This is a genomic window from Arthrobacter sp. Y3221087 (assembly GCF_059089905.1).
In genome coordinates, this window is record NZ_JBNHFE010000001.1 from 762009 (window position 1) to 779175 (window position 17167).

A 17167-nucleotide genomic window follows, 5' to 3' on the forward strand; every position below is an offset into this window, starting at 1 on the left:
GCTTGCAATAACCGGTATTCTCGCGGTTCCGGTCGGGGCCTCGGCTGCCGAAGGTGATATCGGTGTGGAAGGTCCGTCGCATGCAGGGACGTCAGTGCCGACCGGCACGAAGCGGGCCACGAGCGGGTTGTGGTTCAACGACGGCATTTGGTGGGGGAACCTGTGGGACACGGCAAGCTCGAAGTTCCATATCTTCCGGTTCGACGCCGCGACGGGCTCATGGGCCAGCACGGGGGTGGTGACGGACGCACGGGGTAACACCCATCATGACGTGCTGTGGGACGGGACCACCTTGTATGTGGCTAGCTACCGGTTCGTCAACGACGGACTGCCGGCCGAGCCGAACTTCCCAACTACCATGCGGCGCTACAGCTACGACTCAAGCGCCAAGAAGTATTCACTGCTGGGTTCTTCACAGATCAACAACTCCAAAGTTGAGGTTCTGACCATCGATAAGGACTCCACGGGCAGGATGTGGGCCACGTGGCAGCAGGGCAACCGGATCTACCTGAACGTGACCGGCACGGACGGCAAGACGTGGGGGACCCCGTTCCCTCATCCAGCATCCTTGAGCAATGTGTCAGTGGACGACATTTCGGCGATGATCGCGTTCGACGGGAAAATCGGTGTGATGTGGAGCCGCCAGGTGGGCGACGCCACCGACGGCATGTACTGGAGCCACCACGTGGACGGGGCGCCGGACGCTGACTGGTCCGCTCCCGAAGCGGCGGTGTCGGGGCTACGAAGCGGTGACGACCATATGAACCTGAAGTGGCTGGATTCGTCCGGCGGCCGGGTGTTCGCTGCCATCAAGACCTCGTTCACGTCATCCACCCAGCCGCTGATCCAGCTGCTGGCGCTGAACGGCAACAGCTGGTCCGCGCACACGATCGCCACCGTGGCGGAGTGCCCCAACCGGGTGATGGTCCTGATCGATGAGAGTACCCAGCAGCTGCGGACGTTCGCCACGTATCCGAAGCCGGCCGGCACCACGAACGCCGGTACCTGCACCAGCTCGGGAGGCGCGATCTACGAGAAGTCCACACCCCTGGACAACATCAGCTTCACCACCACAAAGACCAACCGCATCATGGATGCCGACCAGTATGCCCACGACGTGACCTCCACCAAGCAGAACCTCAACAGTGAGGCGCGGGGCACCGCCAACAGCGGTCTGCTTGTGCTCGCCGATGTCAACGCCACCAGCCGGTACTGGCACTTCTACGAGCCACCCGCCGGCACAGGCGGTGGCACCGGCGATTCCACCGCCCCGACGGTGACGGGCACGTCCCCTGCCGCCGACACAACTGGTGTGGCAGTGACAGCTAACGTGACGGGACAGTTCTCGGAAACGTTGGATGCGTCCACGGTCACCGCGGACACGTTCACGCTGGCAGCGGGGACGACGGCGGTGCCGGCGGCTGTGTCGTTCAACAGCACGGGCAATGTTGCCACGCTGGACCCGGCCACGGACCTGGCGCCGGACACGGCGTACACGGCGACGATAAAAGGCGGTTCCGGCGGAGTGAAGGACGCCGCGGGTAACGCGCTGGCCTCGGACCGGACCTGGACTTTCAGAACGGCTCCCGCGCCCCCCGCAACACCGGAGACCGTCACGCTTACGGTCACCGCTGACAGCTACGTGTCCAGCCTGGGCGCCCGGACGAACTACGGCAAGAAACCCGTCATGTGGGTGGACAACAGCCCGGTGGAGGTCGTGTACCTGAAGTTCGACCTGTCGGCCTATGAGGGCAGGACGCTGGAGAGCGCCGTGCTGCAGCTGAGCGTTGGCGACAATGCCTCAGTGGGCAAGCAGAACGTCAAACTGGTCGCCGACGACAGCTGGACCGAAAGCGGGATCACGTATACCAACCGCCCCGCGCTCGCCGCCAGCAGCCTCGCCACGCTCGGCCCCACGGCGGTCAACACCGGCTACAGCATTCCGCTGACGGCCACAGACCTGGCCGGTGAGTTGGGCCAGCAGCTCACCCTGGGCGTGGATACCGGCAGCACCGACGGCCTGGCCGTGAGCTCGAAGGAGGCCGGCAGCACTGCCGCACCCAAGCTGGTCCTCACCCTCCGGTAGGTGCGCTTCCCCGGATCTCCAAGCAGTGCTGGGTACAATCGAGAGCCAGACGAACGAACACTGCTTTGCCGGAGGTACGGAGAAACAATGTCGGAATGGCTCGAAGTCGGCGCGGACAACTATGTGCTGGTCACCGAAGGATCGCTGCTGAACACCGGACTGATCGTCGGATCCGAACGGGCGATGGTGATCGATACCGGCTGCGGCCCCCGGCAGGGCAGGGAAATCCTGGACGCGGTGCGGGAAAAGACCCAGCTGCCGCTCGTCGTCGTCAACACCCACGCCCACTACGACCATTTCTTCGGCAACGCGGTGTTTGCCGAAGCCGGCGTCACGGAATTCTGGGCGCACCAGAACTGCGCCACCGAAATCGACGAACACGGGGACCTGCAGCGCCGCTTCGTGGGGACGCTGGAACCGGAGATGTCCGCCGGTGAGGGCGAGAACGTGGAACTGGTGGTCCCCAACGCCATCGTGAAGGACCAGCCGGTGCTGGTGGACCTGGGCGGCCTCACCGCCACGCTCTTCTACCTGGGCCGCGGCCACACCGACGGCGACCTCCTGGTGGGCACCCCCACCACCTTGTTTGTGGGCGACCTCGTGGAGCAGGGCGCGCACCCTTCCTTCGAGGACTCCTACCCGGAGGAGTGGGCGGACGCGCTGCGCCACATCTCAGCGCTGCGCCACCGCTACGAGTTCCTGATCCCCGGGCACGGGAAGCCGTGCAGCGACCAGTTCGTCAAGACCATGGCGGACACCATGACCACCGCCGTCCGCCAGGCGCGCCAGTCCATCCGCGACACCCCAAGCGACGCCACCAAGGCGATCCCCGTCCTGCCCTACGGGCCGGAGCAGTCGCGCTGGTTCATCAAGCGGCTCCAGGAGACCCGCCGGGAGCACTAGCGAAGTCCACGGTGAACTGCCGGCGGATAAGCCGGCGCCTGGCGCCGCGTTCCACGAGGATTGCGACGTAGTCCCGCACCCGGCAGCCGTCCAACAGGCTGTACTCCTCGCCCACCACGTCCTCGACGACGGAGCGGGGCTCATCGGGGAACCGCTCGGCGAGCAGGTCCACCACGGCCGCGATGGCCTGCGCTTCGGTCCTTTTGAGCATTACCGGTCCTCCCCTCGGGGGAGGGCCAACGACAACCTGTGCGTTCCTGAGCCGGGCTGCATCCTTGAATGATACGGACGGGCGGCGCCGGGGAAAGGGCCTGCGCGGAAGTCTGCGGAAACCCGCAACACGCATCGCGGGGCGGCAGTTAGCGGCCGGCTTCCTGCCCGGCACGTCCGGAACGGAAGCGTACGACGGCGGCCGCGCGCCGTCGTCGTACGTCCCGCCTTTGTGCCTGGTCAGACGGCTGTCGGCATGCCTCCCGCCGGCATCTCCTGCGCGTTCACGGCGTCCTTCTGCGCGCCGTCCATCGCCCCCGTGGGCATTTCCTGTGCCGCGGGGCTCTTCTGGCCATTGATAGTCACGCTCTCGGCCATGACGCCAAGCGGCATCTCCACCGTCTGGGGAGCGCCGGCGTCGGACGAGACGTCCGTGCCCCCGGCCATCGCCGCAGCCCCGGTGGACTCTTCCGTGAGGAAGGGCATGTTCTGCCACCTGTGCCACATGGCGTTGTCCGTGCCGCGGACAAAGACCTCCAGGCGGCCGTCGGCGTTGCTGCCCACCGTGATATTCGAGGTGAGGATGCCGCCCAGGGAGTGCCAGCCGGACCAGCCGCTGTTCGGCGCGGTCTGCCACATATGCCAGAGCGCGTTGTCGGTGCCGCGGACGAAGGCCTCAAGCCGGCCGCTCGCATTCCTGCCCACGGCGATATCGGAGGTGAGGATGCCGCCCAGGGACCGCCAGCCGGACCAGCCGCTGTTCGGCGCGGTCTGCCACATGTGCCAGAGCGCGTTGTCGGTGCCGCGGACGAAGGCCTCAAGCCGGCCGTCCTTGTTGCTGCCGATGGCGATGTTGGACGTGAGGATGCCGCCCAGCGAGTGCCAGCCGGACCAGTTGCCGTTGGGCGCGGTCTGCCACCGGTGCCACAGCGCGTTGTCCGTGCCCCGGGCGAAGACCTCGAGCCGGCCGTCCTTGTTCTTGCCCACGGTGATCTCGGAGGTGATGACGCCGCCCAGGGAGTTCCAGCCGGACCAGTTGCCGTTGGGCGCGGTCTGCCAGCGGTGCCAGACGGCGCCGTCGGTCCCGCGGGCGAAAACCTCCAGCCGGCCGTCGGCGTTGCGGCCGGTGGCCGGCGGCCCGGTGATGACGCCGCCCAGGGAGTTCCAGCCTGCCCAGCTCCCGTTAGGGGTTGTCTGCCAGCGATGCCACAGGGCGTTGTCCGTGCCGCGGGCAAAGATTTCCAGCCGGCCGTCCTGGTTGTTGGCTACGGCGATCTCGGTGGTGATGACCCCGCCCAGGGAGTTCCAGCCGGACCAGTTGCCGTTGGGCGCGGTCTGCCACCGGTGCCACACGGCGCCGTCGGTCCCGCGGGCAAATGCCTCCAGCCGGCCGTCCTTGTTGTTGCCCACCGAGACGTCCGAGGTGATGACGCCACCCAGGGAGTTCCAGCCGGACCAGGCCTGCGGGGCCGCCGGGTAGAGGGCGCGGAACCCGTCGATGTCGTCCTGGGTGAGGGCGCGCTTGGTGAAGTTGGAGGACACGGTGGGGGCCATCACGGCGTTCGCCACGCTGGAGTGCGCCAGCCCCACGATGTGGCCGAACTCGTGCAGGGCCACCGTCTCGATATCGAAGGCGCTCGCCGCGGCACCCACGCTCCAGACGTGCTCGCTGTCATCGAAGTGGACCGGCTTGGGCAGGGTGTTGGTGACCACGCTGCAGCCGGGCGGGAAGTCGGCGTGGGCCAGGACCCCGCCCACCATCGAGTGGTCCGGATCCGCTGCCGGCCGCCAGCCGATGCGGATGTCCGGGCTGGCGCCGAGGGCCACCTCGGTGAAGGTCAGTCCGCCCACGTTCTGCCAGGTCTGGATGGCGCGCCGGATTGCGTCGAAGTCAGCGGTGCCCGCAACGTCGTCGGTCCCGGTATCGAACGCGTAGGTCAGGGTCCGGTCCGTCCACGCGCACTGGGTGGCGAAGGCTATTGCGCCGCCGCGCATGTCCGGAAGGCCGCAGCGTGCCTGCATCATGACGTCGCGGGTGGCGTCGTCGAAGACGCCGGTGACGGGCAGGTGGAAGAATTCCTGGAAATTTTTCAGGGCCCCTTCGGTGGGGTCGTCCAGGACGCCGAGCTCCCGGGGCGTTGCTTCGCCCAGGTAGCCGAACCGCTCAAGGTAGCTTTGCACCTTGCTGAATCCCGGACTCCGTTCCCCCGCGGCGGTGTTTTCGACGGCGGCCAGGTACGGGGCCGCGCGGTACTGCTCTTCAGTCATCGGACTCTCCTTGATCTGTTCGGATACTTCGCAGGATCTGCAGTGCGGTGTCCCGTTCCGCGCCGGGGGACAGATGGACGACGGCGGTGGCGCGGCCGGGGAAGGCGGCGGCAAGGGTGCGGATTCCTTCCTCCTCGAACGAGACAAAGTCCGCGGTGCCGCTGCCCACGTTTTCCTGCCAGTGCTCGTAGCCGGGCTTGGCCGCGTAGCGGGTGAGGGGGTCGGCGAAGGGGCTTGCGTCCACGGTCAGCCTGATGCCGGCGCCTTCGAGGACGGCTGCGCCGCCCTCAATGGTGTGTTCGTGTGAGGGGGCCAGTTGTTCCGGGACGTCCAGTGCCAAACCGGCCACCCGGAGGGAACTCCACGGCTGCCCCATCATCACCCGTCCTCACCCGAGGGAACCACAGGAACCAGTCGATCAGACGGGCGTTACTCCACCGTTACTGCTCCATTACTGCCCCGGCGGTGGCCCTTCCGTGGGCGGCGACGCGGGACCGGTAGGATTTGCCGCGTGATGAGAAACGGCGGGCGCATGCAGGACTGGATGAAGTACGCTGCACTCGCGGTGCTGGCGGTCCTCGCCTTTGGGGTGGCAGCGCTCGCGCTGATGAATCCGGGCGGCCTGGGCGCGGCCGTGGAACCTCTTCCAGCCAGCACCCAGGTGTCCACGCCCGCAGCCTCTGTGGCCTCGAGTTCTCCTTCGGTTCCCACCGCCACCCCCACTCCCACTTCCACGGCAACTGCAACCGCACCGCCGGCGGGAATCGAGTTGCCGGCCGAGCCGGTGGTCCTGATCCTGGGCGATTCCTACACGGCCGGGGATGGTGCTGATGCGCCGAACCAGGGCTGGGCCTATCTGGTTGCCAACGCGCTGGGATACCCCACCAACATCGACGGCGTGGGCGGAACCGGGTTTGCCTGGGGCGGGGGAGCGCAGGACGAACTGGGCGGCGAGTACGAGCTCCGGCTGCAGGAGATTGCCGCCACCCCGTCCTTTGTGCCGAACGTCCTCATCCTGCAGGGCGGCCAGAACGACGCCCAGATCCCCAACGCCGAGGAGGTCAAGGCCGCCACCACGCAGACCATCCTGGCGGCGCGCCGGTTCTGGCCGGGGATCCAGGTGGTGGTGCTGGGACCCTCGGCACCCCAGCCGCTGGCGGAGGAGCTCCGCGCCACGAACAGCGCGGTTCGTGCCGGCGCCGAGGCCGCCGGTGCCCCGTTCGTTGACGCCATCGATGCCGGCTGGTTTACTCCTGCCAACAGCCCGGGGTTCGACGCCGACGGTGCCCACCCGAACTCCGCCGGCCACGCCTACATCGCGGAAAAGTTCCTGGAGTCCTGGGCCGGCCTCACCCAATAACCCCAGTGCGGATAGGCGAAAAGCCCGCTTCTGGTAAGCGGGGAGGCTCGTGCCGCCGTCGTAAGCCTTGTCCTCATGGGTGATGCGGCTGGGCGATGCCAAGGGGCAGTACAACGTGCACACCGAAACCCGGCCCTTCATGGCCGAAGGCGAGGCTGCCGCCGACGATGGCCACCCGTTCCCTGAGGCCGACCAAGCCGAAGCCGTGGTGCTGCTGTTCGGGGCGGCGACCATGACCGCCGTCGTCCGTGATGTCGATGGCCAGGGAACCCGGCACCCAGCGCAGGACCACGTCAACCTGGGCGCCAGGTCCCGAATGTTTTGCCACATTCGTCAGCGATTCTTGAATGACGCGGTAGGCGGTGTGGTTGACGCTGTCCGCGAGCACGCGAGGCTCTCCTTCCACACGCCAGTCCACTCTGAACCCGGCTTCCCGCAGCCACTCGAGCAGCGGACCGGCCATGTCGATGCCTGGCAGCGAGGAGGTGCCGGGAAACCTGGCATCGCCGGTGTGCAGAGCGTCCAGCAGCCTCCTCAGCTCATCCATCGCCTGCGTCCCCGTCGCCTCGATGACGTTAAGGGCCTGCTCCGCCCGTTCAGGATCATTCTTGATGACGCGCCGTGCTCCGGCAGCGTGAAGCGTCATCACGGTCACGGCGTGCGAGACGATGTCGTGCAGCTCGGATGCGATCAGGGCGTGCTCCCTGGCTATTGCTGCCTCAGCCTGTGCTTGTGACGTTTCCAGGGTATGAATCCGGCGCACGCTGCGGCCGGTGAGCGTGCCCACGAGCCAGGTCGCAAAGAACGCGGCGAGCATGACGAGCGCAAGATTTGGTACATTCAGCACACCGTTGATGACGTAAATCCCGAACCAGCCGGCCACGCCTGCCAAGGCGGCGGGCATCGACCACCGTAGGGGGCAGTCCGACGCCACGGCTGCAAGGGCAACGAGCATGATCGCAAACGGCGTGTACATGTGGGCCAGGGCCACGTACGCTTCGCCCAGGGACGGGTCCAAGGGTGTGCGCCAATCCTTGGTGATGGAGGGAAAGGCGAAGTGAAGCACGAGCGTGACTGCATAAACGGGAAGCGGATAGTGATGCCGCCAGGCAACAGGACCGCACATCAGCACGGTGTAGACCAGAACCAGCAGGGGCGGCTGGGGTATGTCGTCGCTGAGCCACGCGACCATAAACGCCCCAAAATCAAGGACCCCGGCACTCGCCGCCGTCAGAATGTCGCCTCGCGAGGGTAACGGCAGCACTGCTGTCCGCCCGCGGGCGATTAAAGGACCACGATTGACTTGTGACCACATTGCTGACTCCTTGATAGCCCTCCCCGCCTCTATCCCACTGTGCCGCGCATCCCGCCCCCGTGCATCGTCCTGGCGGTGTATGCCCCCACCCCATCCGGCGGTTGACGTCCGGTCAGTCGGAACGGATCAGACCTGATCTATAGGCCACGGCGACCGCCTGGGAACGGTCCGACAGGCCAAGCTTCAAAAGGATGCGGTGGACGTGTGTTTTGACTGTGGTTTCACTGAGGAACAGCCGCTCCGCGATTTGCGCGTTTTTCAGGCCCTCGCCCATTGCCCGCAGTACTTCCCTCTCACGTGCGGTGAGGACTCCAATGTCTGCATGGGGCATCATTTCGCCGGGAACTTTCGAGCTGAACTGACGCAGCAGCGACATGGTAACTGCGGGATCCAGCCAGCCTTCGCCCCGCGCCAGGGTTCGGATTGCGGTAGCAAGTGTTTGGGGTGCCGAAGTTTTCAGGAGGAAGCCGGCTGCACCTGCCCGCAGCGCGGTAGTGACGTTGTGATCCTCGTTGAAGGTTGTCAGGATCAGGACGGCCGGAGGGGTGCCGCCAATGAGGAAGTCCTTTGAGGTCATCCGTGCCGTGGCCTCAATCCCGTCCATGATCGGCATTCGGACATCCATAACCACAACATCGGGCCGCGCAGATGCCACGAGGGCAAGGCATTCGGAACCGTTTGACGCTTCGCCGACAACTTCCAGGTCCTGTTCGGCAGTGAGCAACAGGGAGAGCCCGGCTCGGACCAGCGCTTCATCGTCGGCCAGGACGATGCGCACCTTCGCCGCATCTGCTGGGCCGGGCCCATGCGCCATCGGATGTGCCCGCCGATCACCGTCCATGCCCGAAAGTATCCTCCGTGTGTTTGCGGATGTCAGCAGGAAAAGCCCCCTGCTACACCCGGGGGTGTACAGAGGGATGTCACACCGATGGTGGACGCGGTTTACGCCTGCCCGGGTGCAAGCTGGGCACAACTGAACGGTTGAGGAGCGTGATCCCGTGCCAAGGAACTTGCTGCGCAAGGGCGCCGTTTTGGTCCTGCTCATTCTGCTTATCACTGGAGGAAACGGATCCGCGGAGCCGGCTGGAGAGCCGGGCTGGAGCTGCAAACAGGTTTCGGAACAGCCTCCGGACCGCCAGCGCCTCAAAGACGGGAAACTGGCTGGCTCTCCGGAGCTCCGGAAATTCCGCCTTATAACTACACCGCTGGGAGGCAGGTGAACGCCTCGAAGATGACAAAGCACGCGAATCCAGAGTTGAAGCAAACCACGAGAAAGGAAGAACAATGGAAGCGCAGCATGAAACAAATGAGTCTCTCAAAGCGGGCAGGGGTGGCTCCGGTTCACTTCGTGTCAGTGGGATCGCGGGGATTCTGGGTGGTCTGTGCCTCACGGCCTCGGCCTACATGCAGGCACTCCAGCCGCCTGGATGTATTGCCGAGGGATGCGTGGGCATGGCGTACCGGACTGCGGGTCCGCTGGAGGCCCTGCTTTTCCTGGCAGGCGTACTGCTGATTGCTGGGGCGACCTTCGGGTTCCTTGCGCTCGTACCGTCTGGTTCACGTGGCGCCCGAGTTGTCCGGATCGGAGCTGCTGTGGCGGCGCCGGCAATGATCCTGGGCGTCCTTCTCATGGGCGTTGCGTACAGCATCGCGTTTCCCCTGGTTCTGGTTGCCGTGATCGCGTATGCGGTCCTCGGTGCGGGCCTGGCGATGACGCGAGTACTTCCTGCTTGGTCCGGAATCATCCTGGCTGCGTCGTCATTGCTTCTGTTCGGGGCGAACGACCAGAACGAACGCATCCTGTTCGTCGTACCCTTCGGCCTGACGTGGATGGTCCTGGGTGCCTTGCTGTGGGCCTCAGCCTCCGGCGTGAAAGGCCACAGCGGCCGCGTGCAACTGGCCTGAATCTTCCAACCGGCGGCAGCCCAGCATCGCCCGCCCCTTCAACCACACCAATCCGCTGGTGGCTGCTGCTTACGCCCGCAACACACGGGCGAACCTGGAAACCTTGGTTGGAATCCTCACAGAACACGAAAAATAGTCGCTAATTGGCATCCGGCTTGATGCAGCCGTCCGAAAAGATGGGACAGCAGATCATGGAAACGCGAACTCATGAGCACGTCCGGGATCCAACCCGCCCCGGGCCTGGGGTGAGTTGGGTGATGGCGGCGGGCGGAGCACTTTGGGCCGTTTTTGGCTTTTACCGCTTCTTGCTGCCCCACGGGCCGGGCGTTCAGTGGCGGGAGGACCTGGGCTATTCCCTCATTCTGAGCAATGGGTTGTTCGTTTTGTACAACCTGCCCGGTGTCCTCGCTCTCCTGATGACGTCCTCGGCGGCATTTCGGTATGTCGCTGCAGTCCATCCTGTGAAAGGGCGGCTTGGGAGCGTGTCCCGGGTGCTGCTGGTTATTGCGGCAGTTCTTGGGCTGATGGCCGCTGCAGGGCAGCTGGGGCAGTTCGATGCCTTGACCACCGGCGGCCTCAGCTTCGGTGTTCTGTTTCTTGGCCTGGCGCTTTTCTTGGCGGGAATGGCCATGAGCGGAGGCAACCACCGGACCGGCAGGTATCAGCGAATGCGGGGATCCGCGCTCATGCTGCTGGGTGCGACGGGGGATGTTGGTCCTGCTGCTGCGCCCCCTGATGTACGCCTTGCAACTGCTGCCCCTGGCCTTCGGCGCTGCCGCCTGCATCCTCTTTGGCTTGGGCTGGATCCTGCTGGCGATGATCCCAGCCTCGGCTCCCCGGCTGCCAATTGACCAGTGATTCCGCTGTGGCCACGATGGTGACCGGGGCCACGCGGACTGTACTTTCTGAACCTCATCACATCGAAAGGATCATCATGAATACCATCAAGACACTGGGCAGGACGGCAGCGGCGTCTGCTGCGGCAGCACTGCTGCTGTTTACCTCCTCCGGAGCTGCCGTCGCTAACCATACCCACGTCAAGGTGGTGGGCAACGGCGAGTGCGTGGTGATGGCAGAAGGCGCGGGGGAGGAGAACGTCGACCTCCCGGACGCCGTCTTCACCAACAACCCCAATGTGGACATCGCGCAAGCGGACTTCCGCACGCACCCGCTCCATGTGCTGGTGCACCAGGGCCGGGCAGGCGAAAACAACGCGCTGTACGTGTACGGCACCCCGGCTGCGAACGAAGCCTGCACGGCGGGCTACGTCAACCGCTAAAAGCGTGAGCCGACGATGATCACTGGCCGAAGCTGAGGCGTACGACGGCGGCACGTGCCGCCGTCGTACCTCCCACCTCGGTGTGTGGGCACCCGTGCCGGGGCACGGTGGACACCGTCACTACAGAAGGAGGCGCTATGGAAAACGTCAAAACGGCGGAGCGGAGCCGGCCGCTAACGGGCCGACTGCGACTCGTCCGCGTGGTGGCCTGGCTGATGGTGGCGGTGTGCGCCGTCGGACTCTTCGGCGTTGCCGACCTGATGACACTGCCGGGCTGGGTGGACCAGCGCTATGTCTGGGCCGTCTCACTCGAAGCCAGCTGGGGCAGCCTGATGACGTTTGTGCTGGCTGGCTCGTACGTCAGCATTGCACTAAACCCACCCGATCCCTGGCCCGGAACCATCCTGCTGGCCATCGCGGCGCTGTCGCTCATACTCTCCGCTATCCTCGGTGCGGATGCCCGGCCGCTGCCGCTGGCACCCATTGTGGCCATCCCGGCCATCGTGCTTGCCTGGGTTGGGCGGCACGATGTTCAGGGCCCAAGGTCCGCCCCCGCGCTGAGCTGGTGGCATCTCCTGGTGGCGGCCGCGGCGGTGCCACTGTGGCTGCCCTACTCTCTGTACGCTCTCCAAATGTCAAGGCTCGAACCGAATGCCGGGCACGTTACCTGGGGGATCGAGCACTGGCCGGTCCAGGGCGCAGCAGGCATCACCCTCCTGGCGGCGGCCCTGAGCATGGCCTGGTGGAGCGAAGGGCGCCCGCTTCTGCGGGTGAGTATCAGCCTGTCCGCCGTTTACATCGGGGTGGCCATGCTGGCGTATCCCGACCGCGCCGGCGCCATGGACAGCCCGATGTGGGGTGTTGCCATGGTCCTGTGGGGGACTGTCCTTGCGCTGCTGCCAGCGAAGTCGGGAGCTGCGAGCGAACGAGTCAAAGCATAAATGGCTTATTCATGTGAAGTTTGCCGTTAGGTGGCGGCTCTTTTGATCGCTCCCGGGCGCCGCAGGGGGCGGCTCTGTCCCTAGCTGCCACGGGTTCCATGTTGCCTGAATCAGGCGGAAAATTGCTTGTCATGAACAGCGTGATCGGCAGCCGGTGGCCTTGGCTGCTCTTCCTGGTCCTCGCCTACGGCATTACCTGGGCCGTGCAAATCCCCGCCTACCTCTATCTGGTTCCCCTGGGGACCGCTCCTACGAATGAAGCGAACTTCCTCTTGCTAAGCGGCGGCGGAATGGAGACCGGAACCGCCCTCGCGGTTTTCCTGTTGTGCTTCTCGTTCGGACCTTCGCTGGCAGGCGTTATAGTCGTTGCCCTGGAATCGGGGCGTCCCGGGCTGCGCGAGCTCTTCGCCCGCCTCGTCAAGGTTCGGATCCCGGGGAAGTGGATCCTGTTTGTTCTGCTCTTTCCCGCCGTCCTCAGCACGTACGCCAATGCATGGCAGTCATACATTGTGCTTTCCTCCGGCAGTTTTGCTGCACAGGTGGTCTACGGGGTCCTGCCTTGGGTCCTCGCGGCCTGGCTGCTGAAGAAGTACGACGTCCAGACACTGACTCACCGCTCTCCACCCACCAAGGCACCACAACAGGCACGGCCGGCATAAATTCTGAGGAGACCCCATGGCAGCGAAGCCACCCGCAATGTCACCGTCCGACCTTCCCGTGGCACAGGTCCTCGACCGCGCCACAGGCCCTCGGCGCGCCGAGGTCGACGAACTCCTCGGGATCCTCGGCGAAATCAGCGGCGAGCAGCCGGTGGTGTGGGCGGGCCGCATTATCGGATTTGGCGAGTATGAGTACCGCTACGAGAGCGGGCATACGGGCCGGTCGCCCCTTCTCGCCTTCGCACCCGGACCCGCGCAGCACACCATCTACCTCGCCAACGATTTCTCGGAGCGCTGGCCCGATCTCGTAGCCCGGCTCGGCAAGTACCGGGCAAGTAAGGCCTGCCTCTACCTCACGCGGCTAACAGGGGTGGACCGGAGCGCGCTGCGCGAACTGCTAGAGCTCTCACTCGCCGAGACCCAGTCTCCCGTCCGCTGAACGGGCTCTGGCTGGAGTGGAGACTGCCACTGGATAGCGTGAGCTGACGATGCTAGGTGCAGGAGCTGACTTCCTCGAGCGCAGATGAGGGCCTGAGCTGTTCACCATTGCCCGCCCAATTTGGTTACTCAACCGGGTTTCACAGCCTGTACCCAGACTTCACCCAGCGCAGTTACCGAAACGTTATATATGCTTGCTTAGTGGTTTTTAGGTCTAGCAGCGGAAATTCGTCAGTTTCGGAATGCCCCTCAAGCCCGGAAGGCGGGCTGATTTCAGGGCGCAAGCATGCCCTGGACGGGCTTCGCACCATCGCGGTGGCGGGCGTCTTCTTCTTTCACACGGCAACCGAACAGATGCCCGGTGGATTCATCGGGGTGGACGTGTTCTTCACCCTGAGCGGCTTCGTAATCACCCTGCTGATCATGAAGGAGTGGCAGGCAACCGGCAGGCTGCGGCTGGGGGTCTTCTACGCCAAGCGGCTGGCCAGGCTTTGGCCGGCGCTGCTGGCCCTGTGCACGGTCATCCTCGCGGTGGGCTTTGTCTTTCCCGCATCGGGCTGGGGAGGGCAGGCGGAGTTCGTCCTGCCGGCGGCGGGCTACGTCATGAACCTGGCGCACTTCGGGATGTTCGGCAACTCCATCACCGGCGAAACCCTCGGCCCCACCTGGACCCTCGCCGTGGAGGAGCAGTTCTACCTGGTGTGGCCGCTGCTCCTGCTGGTGATGCTGCGGTTCTGGCGGGTCCGCACCGTGGCTTGGGCTACGGCCGGCCTGGCCGCGGCCTTCCTGCTGGAGCGGTTCGTGCTGGTGATGGCCGGCGCGCCGCTGGGCCGACTGTACAACGGGCCGGACACCCGGGCCGATGAATTGCTGATCGGGTGTGCCCTGGCCCTGCTGCTGGTGTGCATCAGGCCGGGTTCCCGGGCCCACGTTTCCCTGCAGGCCGTGTCCCGCCGGGCCGCCCTGCCGGCCGCCCTCATCCTGCTGGCGGCACTGTTCCTGCTGGAGGAACCGCATACGTCCGGCCCTTGGTTCAGCGCCTTCTGGACCCTCGGGCCCACGGTGCTCTCCCTGCTGACAGCTGTGCTGCTCGGCTCCCTTGTCCTGCAGCCCGCCGGGTCCATGGCACGGTTCCTCAGCCACCCCTGGCTTGCCGGGCCCGGCCGCGACCTTTCCTACGGAATGTACCTCTGGCACATCCCCGTGTACCTGCTGCTGATGCCCCTGGTCCCGGAACTGCCGCTGCGTATCGCGCTCTCGGCGGCCCTCACCGTGTTGTTCGCCTGGGCGTCCTTCCGCCTAGTGGAGCGGCCGCTCCGGCGCTGGGCAAATGAAAGGCTGGAGCCCGCCGTCGTCCGTCCGGTCCGCAATGGCGCGCCGGAGCGAGAACTCGCTACTGCGGGGCGGGGCGCTTAAAGATGAGGGGACCGGTGACTTTTTGCGGATCTACGTTGATCCGCCGCCTCCGTCACCGGCCCCGAGTCTGTTTCTCAAGTAATCGAAGGGATGTTGATCCCGCAGGGCAGCCCTTCAGGCATCACTGTGCACCCAACAACTCAAGACGAGGCACAGATACGGTCAAGAATCCCTCAAGATTCAAAGGCCTGGGTTAGGCGGGTGGCGCGGGGAACATAATTGGAAGTGGGTGGACGGCGCGTTCTCGGAGAGGAGCGGCGGTGATCCAGGCCCCGTTGAGCAGGCTGTATGACGGGCACCACTGGAACGTGGCGGGGAGTCCCGCTGGCGCCTGGATGAAGACGCCCGCTGGGGTCCTGGCCCTGGTACTCATGCTGGCCGGCTGCACCTTCGGCACCCCTGATGAAACCACCACCACGCCAGCAGTGAAGCTTGCCCCCCAGCTGGAAGCCTTTGCCGAGGATGCCCTCGCCAATGGAGCGCCTGCCGTGGTCTTCCATGTGCGGAACGGCGACCGCGAGGAGCTGAGGGCAGCCGGCGTGAACGACCTGGAGACCAACCGGAAGGCCGTCCCCACGGACAAAATGTGGATCATAGGCGCCGGAACACCAATGGTGGCAGTGTCCGTGATGAAACTGGTGGAGGCCGGCACGGTGCGCCTGGACGATCCCGTCTCCACCCACCTGCCCGAGTTTGCAACCATCTTTCCGGGCTGGGACCGAGTTACTGTGCAGGACCTTTTGGGCAGCACGTCCGGCCTGCCCGACTACTTTCCACCCCTGATTGAAACCAGGACCCTGGATGACCTCCAGACCCGGGCCTTGACCTTCGAGGAACGGCTTCGGATTGCAGCGGGGGTTGACCTGCCGCCGGGGCCGGTGCGCTATTTTGCGTGGTCCGCCACGGACTGGGAAGTGCTGGGCTGGCTGCTGGAACGCAAACACAACCTGCCGCTCGCCGCGATCCTCGCCCAGGACGTGTTTGAACCTGCAGGAATGGGCAGCACACAGCTTGCCTCGCCTGGACAGCCACCGGAGCCGATGCTGCACGGGTATGTGCTGGAGGACGGAAACCGGCGCGACTTCACCCGGGTCGACGCGGTTGCGGGGTCGGCCGATTCCGGAGTCATTTCAACCGTCGAGGACCTCTCCAAATTCGTGGCCGCCCTCACCACGGGCCAGCTCGTCAGCAAGGAAACTTGGAAGAGCATGATCGGGGCCGAGCCGTCCCCCTTGGGAGGCATCCGGCCAAGCGACGACGTCTGCCCCGGCAGCCGCCATCTCATCGTGTCCGGCGGGGGAGGGCCATACAGCGTCCAGTCCGTTGCCTCCGAGGATGGCGGGCAGCAGGTAACGATGGCCGCGATACTCCCGCCCCAGGAACTGAAAATTACAGACGCACCTCCGCTCGTCCCCGAGATGGAGGATGCCATCCTTCAGACGGCCAGGAGCCTGTGCGACTAGAGCGTCTCGGGGATCGGCCGTCCCGGGAAGAGCGTTGCGTACTGTTTCCGGTACATGCGGCGCCCCACGAGTTTGTACGCGAGGCGGACCGGCGCGGGGATCTCGGCGAACAGTTCCTTGCGGTCCGCGGGCGGGTTGGTGGCCAGCACCATCCCCAGGTAGGCAACCATGAACTTCTTGTCGAACTGCTTGACGCCGTGCTGCCCGATGGCCTTGCTCTCTTCCTCGGTCATCACCCGGTCAGCCACGGGCATCACCTCCGTGACCTCGCGCCGCAGGTGCACGTTCAGGACGGCCGACAGGTCCTCATAAAGCCCTGCGAGCTCGCCACCCAAAGCGGCGTCCGGCGTCGCCATCCAGCGCATGCGCAGTGGCTCGATGGCCTCCAGCCGCTGGGTGACCTGCCGGTGCTGCTCAAGCATCTGCGCCACATGCAGCGCGCACGCCGGGGCCCGCTGCTCCAGCTGGGGATACATCAGCAGGTCCTCGCCCTCGTGGTGGATGTGGAGCACCTTGTCGAAGTTGCCCAGCACCTCGCCCACATACGCGGCACGGGCGGTGTCGCCGGCCGTGACGGAGCGGACCAGGCCCGGCGCCTCGCTGTACGCCCACAGGAAGAAGCGGTGGATGCGCCGCATGGCTGCCGATCCGCCGCACAGGACCGGCCCCGGAGGAAGGGGAGCTGCGGTCTCGCCGGGCTGCATGGTGAAGAAGTCGGTCATGATGGGCCCCTAACTCGTCGTGAGACCAAGCCCTCTCCCCGCGAGCATGGTATCGCTTGCCTTCCTGCCGGACAACGGTGACCGAAATGCGTCACTTACAACCTGCGGGGTGCCGGGGGCGCCTGGAGTTCCGGGACACGACGGGAACTGCAAGCCCATAAATCACGCATTCCGGTTTTCACGGCCGGCCGTTGCCCTCATG

At 65.5% G+C, this 17167-nt stretch carries 17 protein-coding genes; 11 read left to right on the forward strand and 6 right to left on the reverse strand.

The genetic code is table 11. The features are described 5' to 3' along the window. The first annotated feature begins 94 nt into the window (after positions 1-94). Positions 95-2086, forward strand: a complete 1992-nt coding sequence (locus AC5RUO_RS03605; RefSeq protein ID WP_494102840.1) for a CBM96 family carbohydrate-binding protein — start codon at positions 95-97, stop codon at positions 2084-2086. 87 nt (positions 2087-2173) lie between these two features. Next, complete coding sequence (locus AC5RUO_RS03610; RefSeq protein ID WP_494102841.1) at positions 2174-2989, forward strand: MBL fold metallo-hydrolase; 816 nt, start codon at positions 2174-2176, stop codon at positions 2987-2989. Here AC5RUO_RS03610 and AC5RUO_RS03615 read toward each other — a convergent pair. The 3 genes from AC5RUO_RS03615 to AC5RUO_RS03625 all read right to left on the reverse strand — a co-directional run bounded on the left by AC5RUO_RS03615 (position 2955) and on the right by AC5RUO_RS03625 (position 5846). Then, the gene (locus AC5RUO_RS03615; RefSeq protein WP_494102842.1) at positions 2955-3200 is read right to left on the reverse strand and encodes a three-helix bundle dimerization domain-containing protein; all 246 of its coding nucleotides are present in this window, start codon (positions 3198-3200) and stop codon (positions 2955-2957) included. The genes AC5RUO_RS03610 and AC5RUO_RS03615 overlap by 35 nt on opposite strands. Positions 3201-3439: 239 nt before the next feature. Next, the gene (locus tag AC5RUO_RS03620) at positions 3440-5467 is read right to left on the reverse strand and encodes a DUF8189 domain-containing protein (protein ID WP_494102843.1); all 2028 of its coding nucleotides are present in this window, start codon (positions 5465-5467) and stop codon (positions 3440-3442) included. Next, positions 5460-5846 carry a hypothetical protein gene (locus tag AC5RUO_RS03625; RefSeq protein ID WP_494010225.1) on the reverse strand — a complete coding sequence of 129 codons (387 nt, stop codon included), beginning with the start codon at positions 5844-5846 and terminating at the stop codon, positions 5460-5462. Before AC5RUO_RS03625 ends, AC5RUO_RS03620 begins: the two co-directional genes overlap by 8 nt. A 135-nt stretch (positions 5847-5981) precedes the next feature. Between AC5RUO_RS03625 and AC5RUO_RS03630 the strand changes: the two genes are divergently transcribed. Then, entirely contained in the window at positions 5982-6827 is an 846-nt protein-coding gene (locus AC5RUO_RS03630) for an SGNH/GDSL hydrolase family protein (protein WP_494103372.1), read from the forward strand. A 73-nt stretch (positions 6828-6900) separates the two neighbouring features. Here AC5RUO_RS03630 and AC5RUO_RS03635 read toward each other — a convergent pair whose 3' ends face one another. Next, positions 6901-8019 carry a sensor histidine kinase gene (locus AC5RUO_RS03635; protein WP_494010226.1) on the reverse strand — a complete coding sequence of 373 codons (1119 nt, stop codon included), beginning with the start codon at positions 8017-8019 and terminating at the stop codon, positions 6901-6903. 235 nt (positions 8020-8254) lie between these two features. Continuing rightward, a complete protein-coding gene (locus tag AC5RUO_RS03640) occupies positions 8255-8983 on the reverse strand; it encodes a response regulator transcription factor (RefSeq protein WP_494010227.1) in 729 nt (242 codons plus the stop codon). A gap of 611 nt (positions 8984-9594) precedes the next feature. Between AC5RUO_RS03640 and AC5RUO_RS03645 the strand changes: the two genes are divergently transcribed. The 8 genes from AC5RUO_RS03645 (at position 9595) to AC5RUO_RS03680 (ending at position 16243) form a co-directional block, all read left to right on the forward strand. Then, complete coding sequence (locus tag AC5RUO_RS03645; RefSeq protein ID WP_494010228.1) at positions 9595-10047, forward strand: hypothetical protein; 453 nt, start codon at positions 9595-9597, stop codon at positions 10045-10047. A gap of 143 nt (positions 10048-10190) precedes the next feature. Next, positions 10191-10898 (forward strand): hypothetical protein, encoded by a 708-nt coding sequence (locus AC5RUO_RS03650; protein WP_494102844.1) that lies wholly within the window; start codon positions 10191-10193, stop codon positions 10896-10898. 83 nt (positions 10899-10981) lie between these two features. Beyond that, the gene (locus AC5RUO_RS03655; protein ID WP_494010230.1) at positions 10982-11326 is read left to right on the forward strand and encodes a hypothetical protein; all 345 of its coding nucleotides are present in this window, start codon (positions 10982-10984) and stop codon (positions 11324-11326) included. A gap of 137 nt (positions 11327-11463) precedes the next feature. Beyond that, positions 11464-12267 (forward strand): hypothetical protein, encoded by an 804-nt coding sequence (locus AC5RUO_RS03660; protein ID WP_494010231.1) that lies wholly within the window; start codon positions 11464-11466, stop codon positions 12265-12267. Between the two features lie 131 nt (positions 12268-12398). Continuing rightward, positions 12399-12926 carry a hypothetical protein gene (locus AC5RUO_RS03665; RefSeq protein WP_494010232.1) on the forward strand — a complete coding sequence of 176 codons (528 nt, stop codon included), beginning with the start codon at positions 12399-12401 and terminating at the stop codon, positions 12924-12926. 16 nt (positions 12927-12942) lie between these two features. After that, the gene (locus AC5RUO_RS03670; RefSeq protein WP_494010233.1) at positions 12943-13365 is read left to right on the forward strand and encodes a DUF1801 domain-containing protein; all 423 of its coding nucleotides are present in this window, start codon (positions 12943-12945) and stop codon (positions 13363-13365) included. Positions 13366-13565: 200 nt separating this feature from the next. Continuing rightward, positions 13566-14780 carry an acyltransferase family protein gene (locus AC5RUO_RS03675; RefSeq protein ID WP_494102845.1) on the forward strand — a complete coding sequence of 405 codons (1215 nt, stop codon included), beginning with the start codon at positions 13566-13568 and terminating at the stop codon, positions 14778-14780. A 260-nt stretch (positions 14781-15040) separates the two neighbouring features. Further along, positions 15041-16243: a serine hydrolase domain-containing protein gene (locus AC5RUO_RS03680; RefSeq protein WP_494102846.1), complete on the forward strand. Its 1203-nt coding sequence runs from the start codon at positions 15041-15043 to the stop codon at positions 16241-16243. On the opposite strand, the gene AC5RUO_RS03685 is transcribed toward AC5RUO_RS03680, so the two are convergent. Then, positions 16240-16965: a hemerythrin domain-containing protein gene (locus tag AC5RUO_RS03685; RefSeq protein WP_494010236.1), complete on the reverse strand. Its 726-nt coding sequence runs from the start codon at positions 16963-16965 to the stop codon at positions 16240-16242. The two genes, AC5RUO_RS03680 and AC5RUO_RS03685, sit on opposite strands and share 4 nt — an antisense overlap. Between the last annotated feature and the right edge of the window lie 202 nt (positions 16966-17167).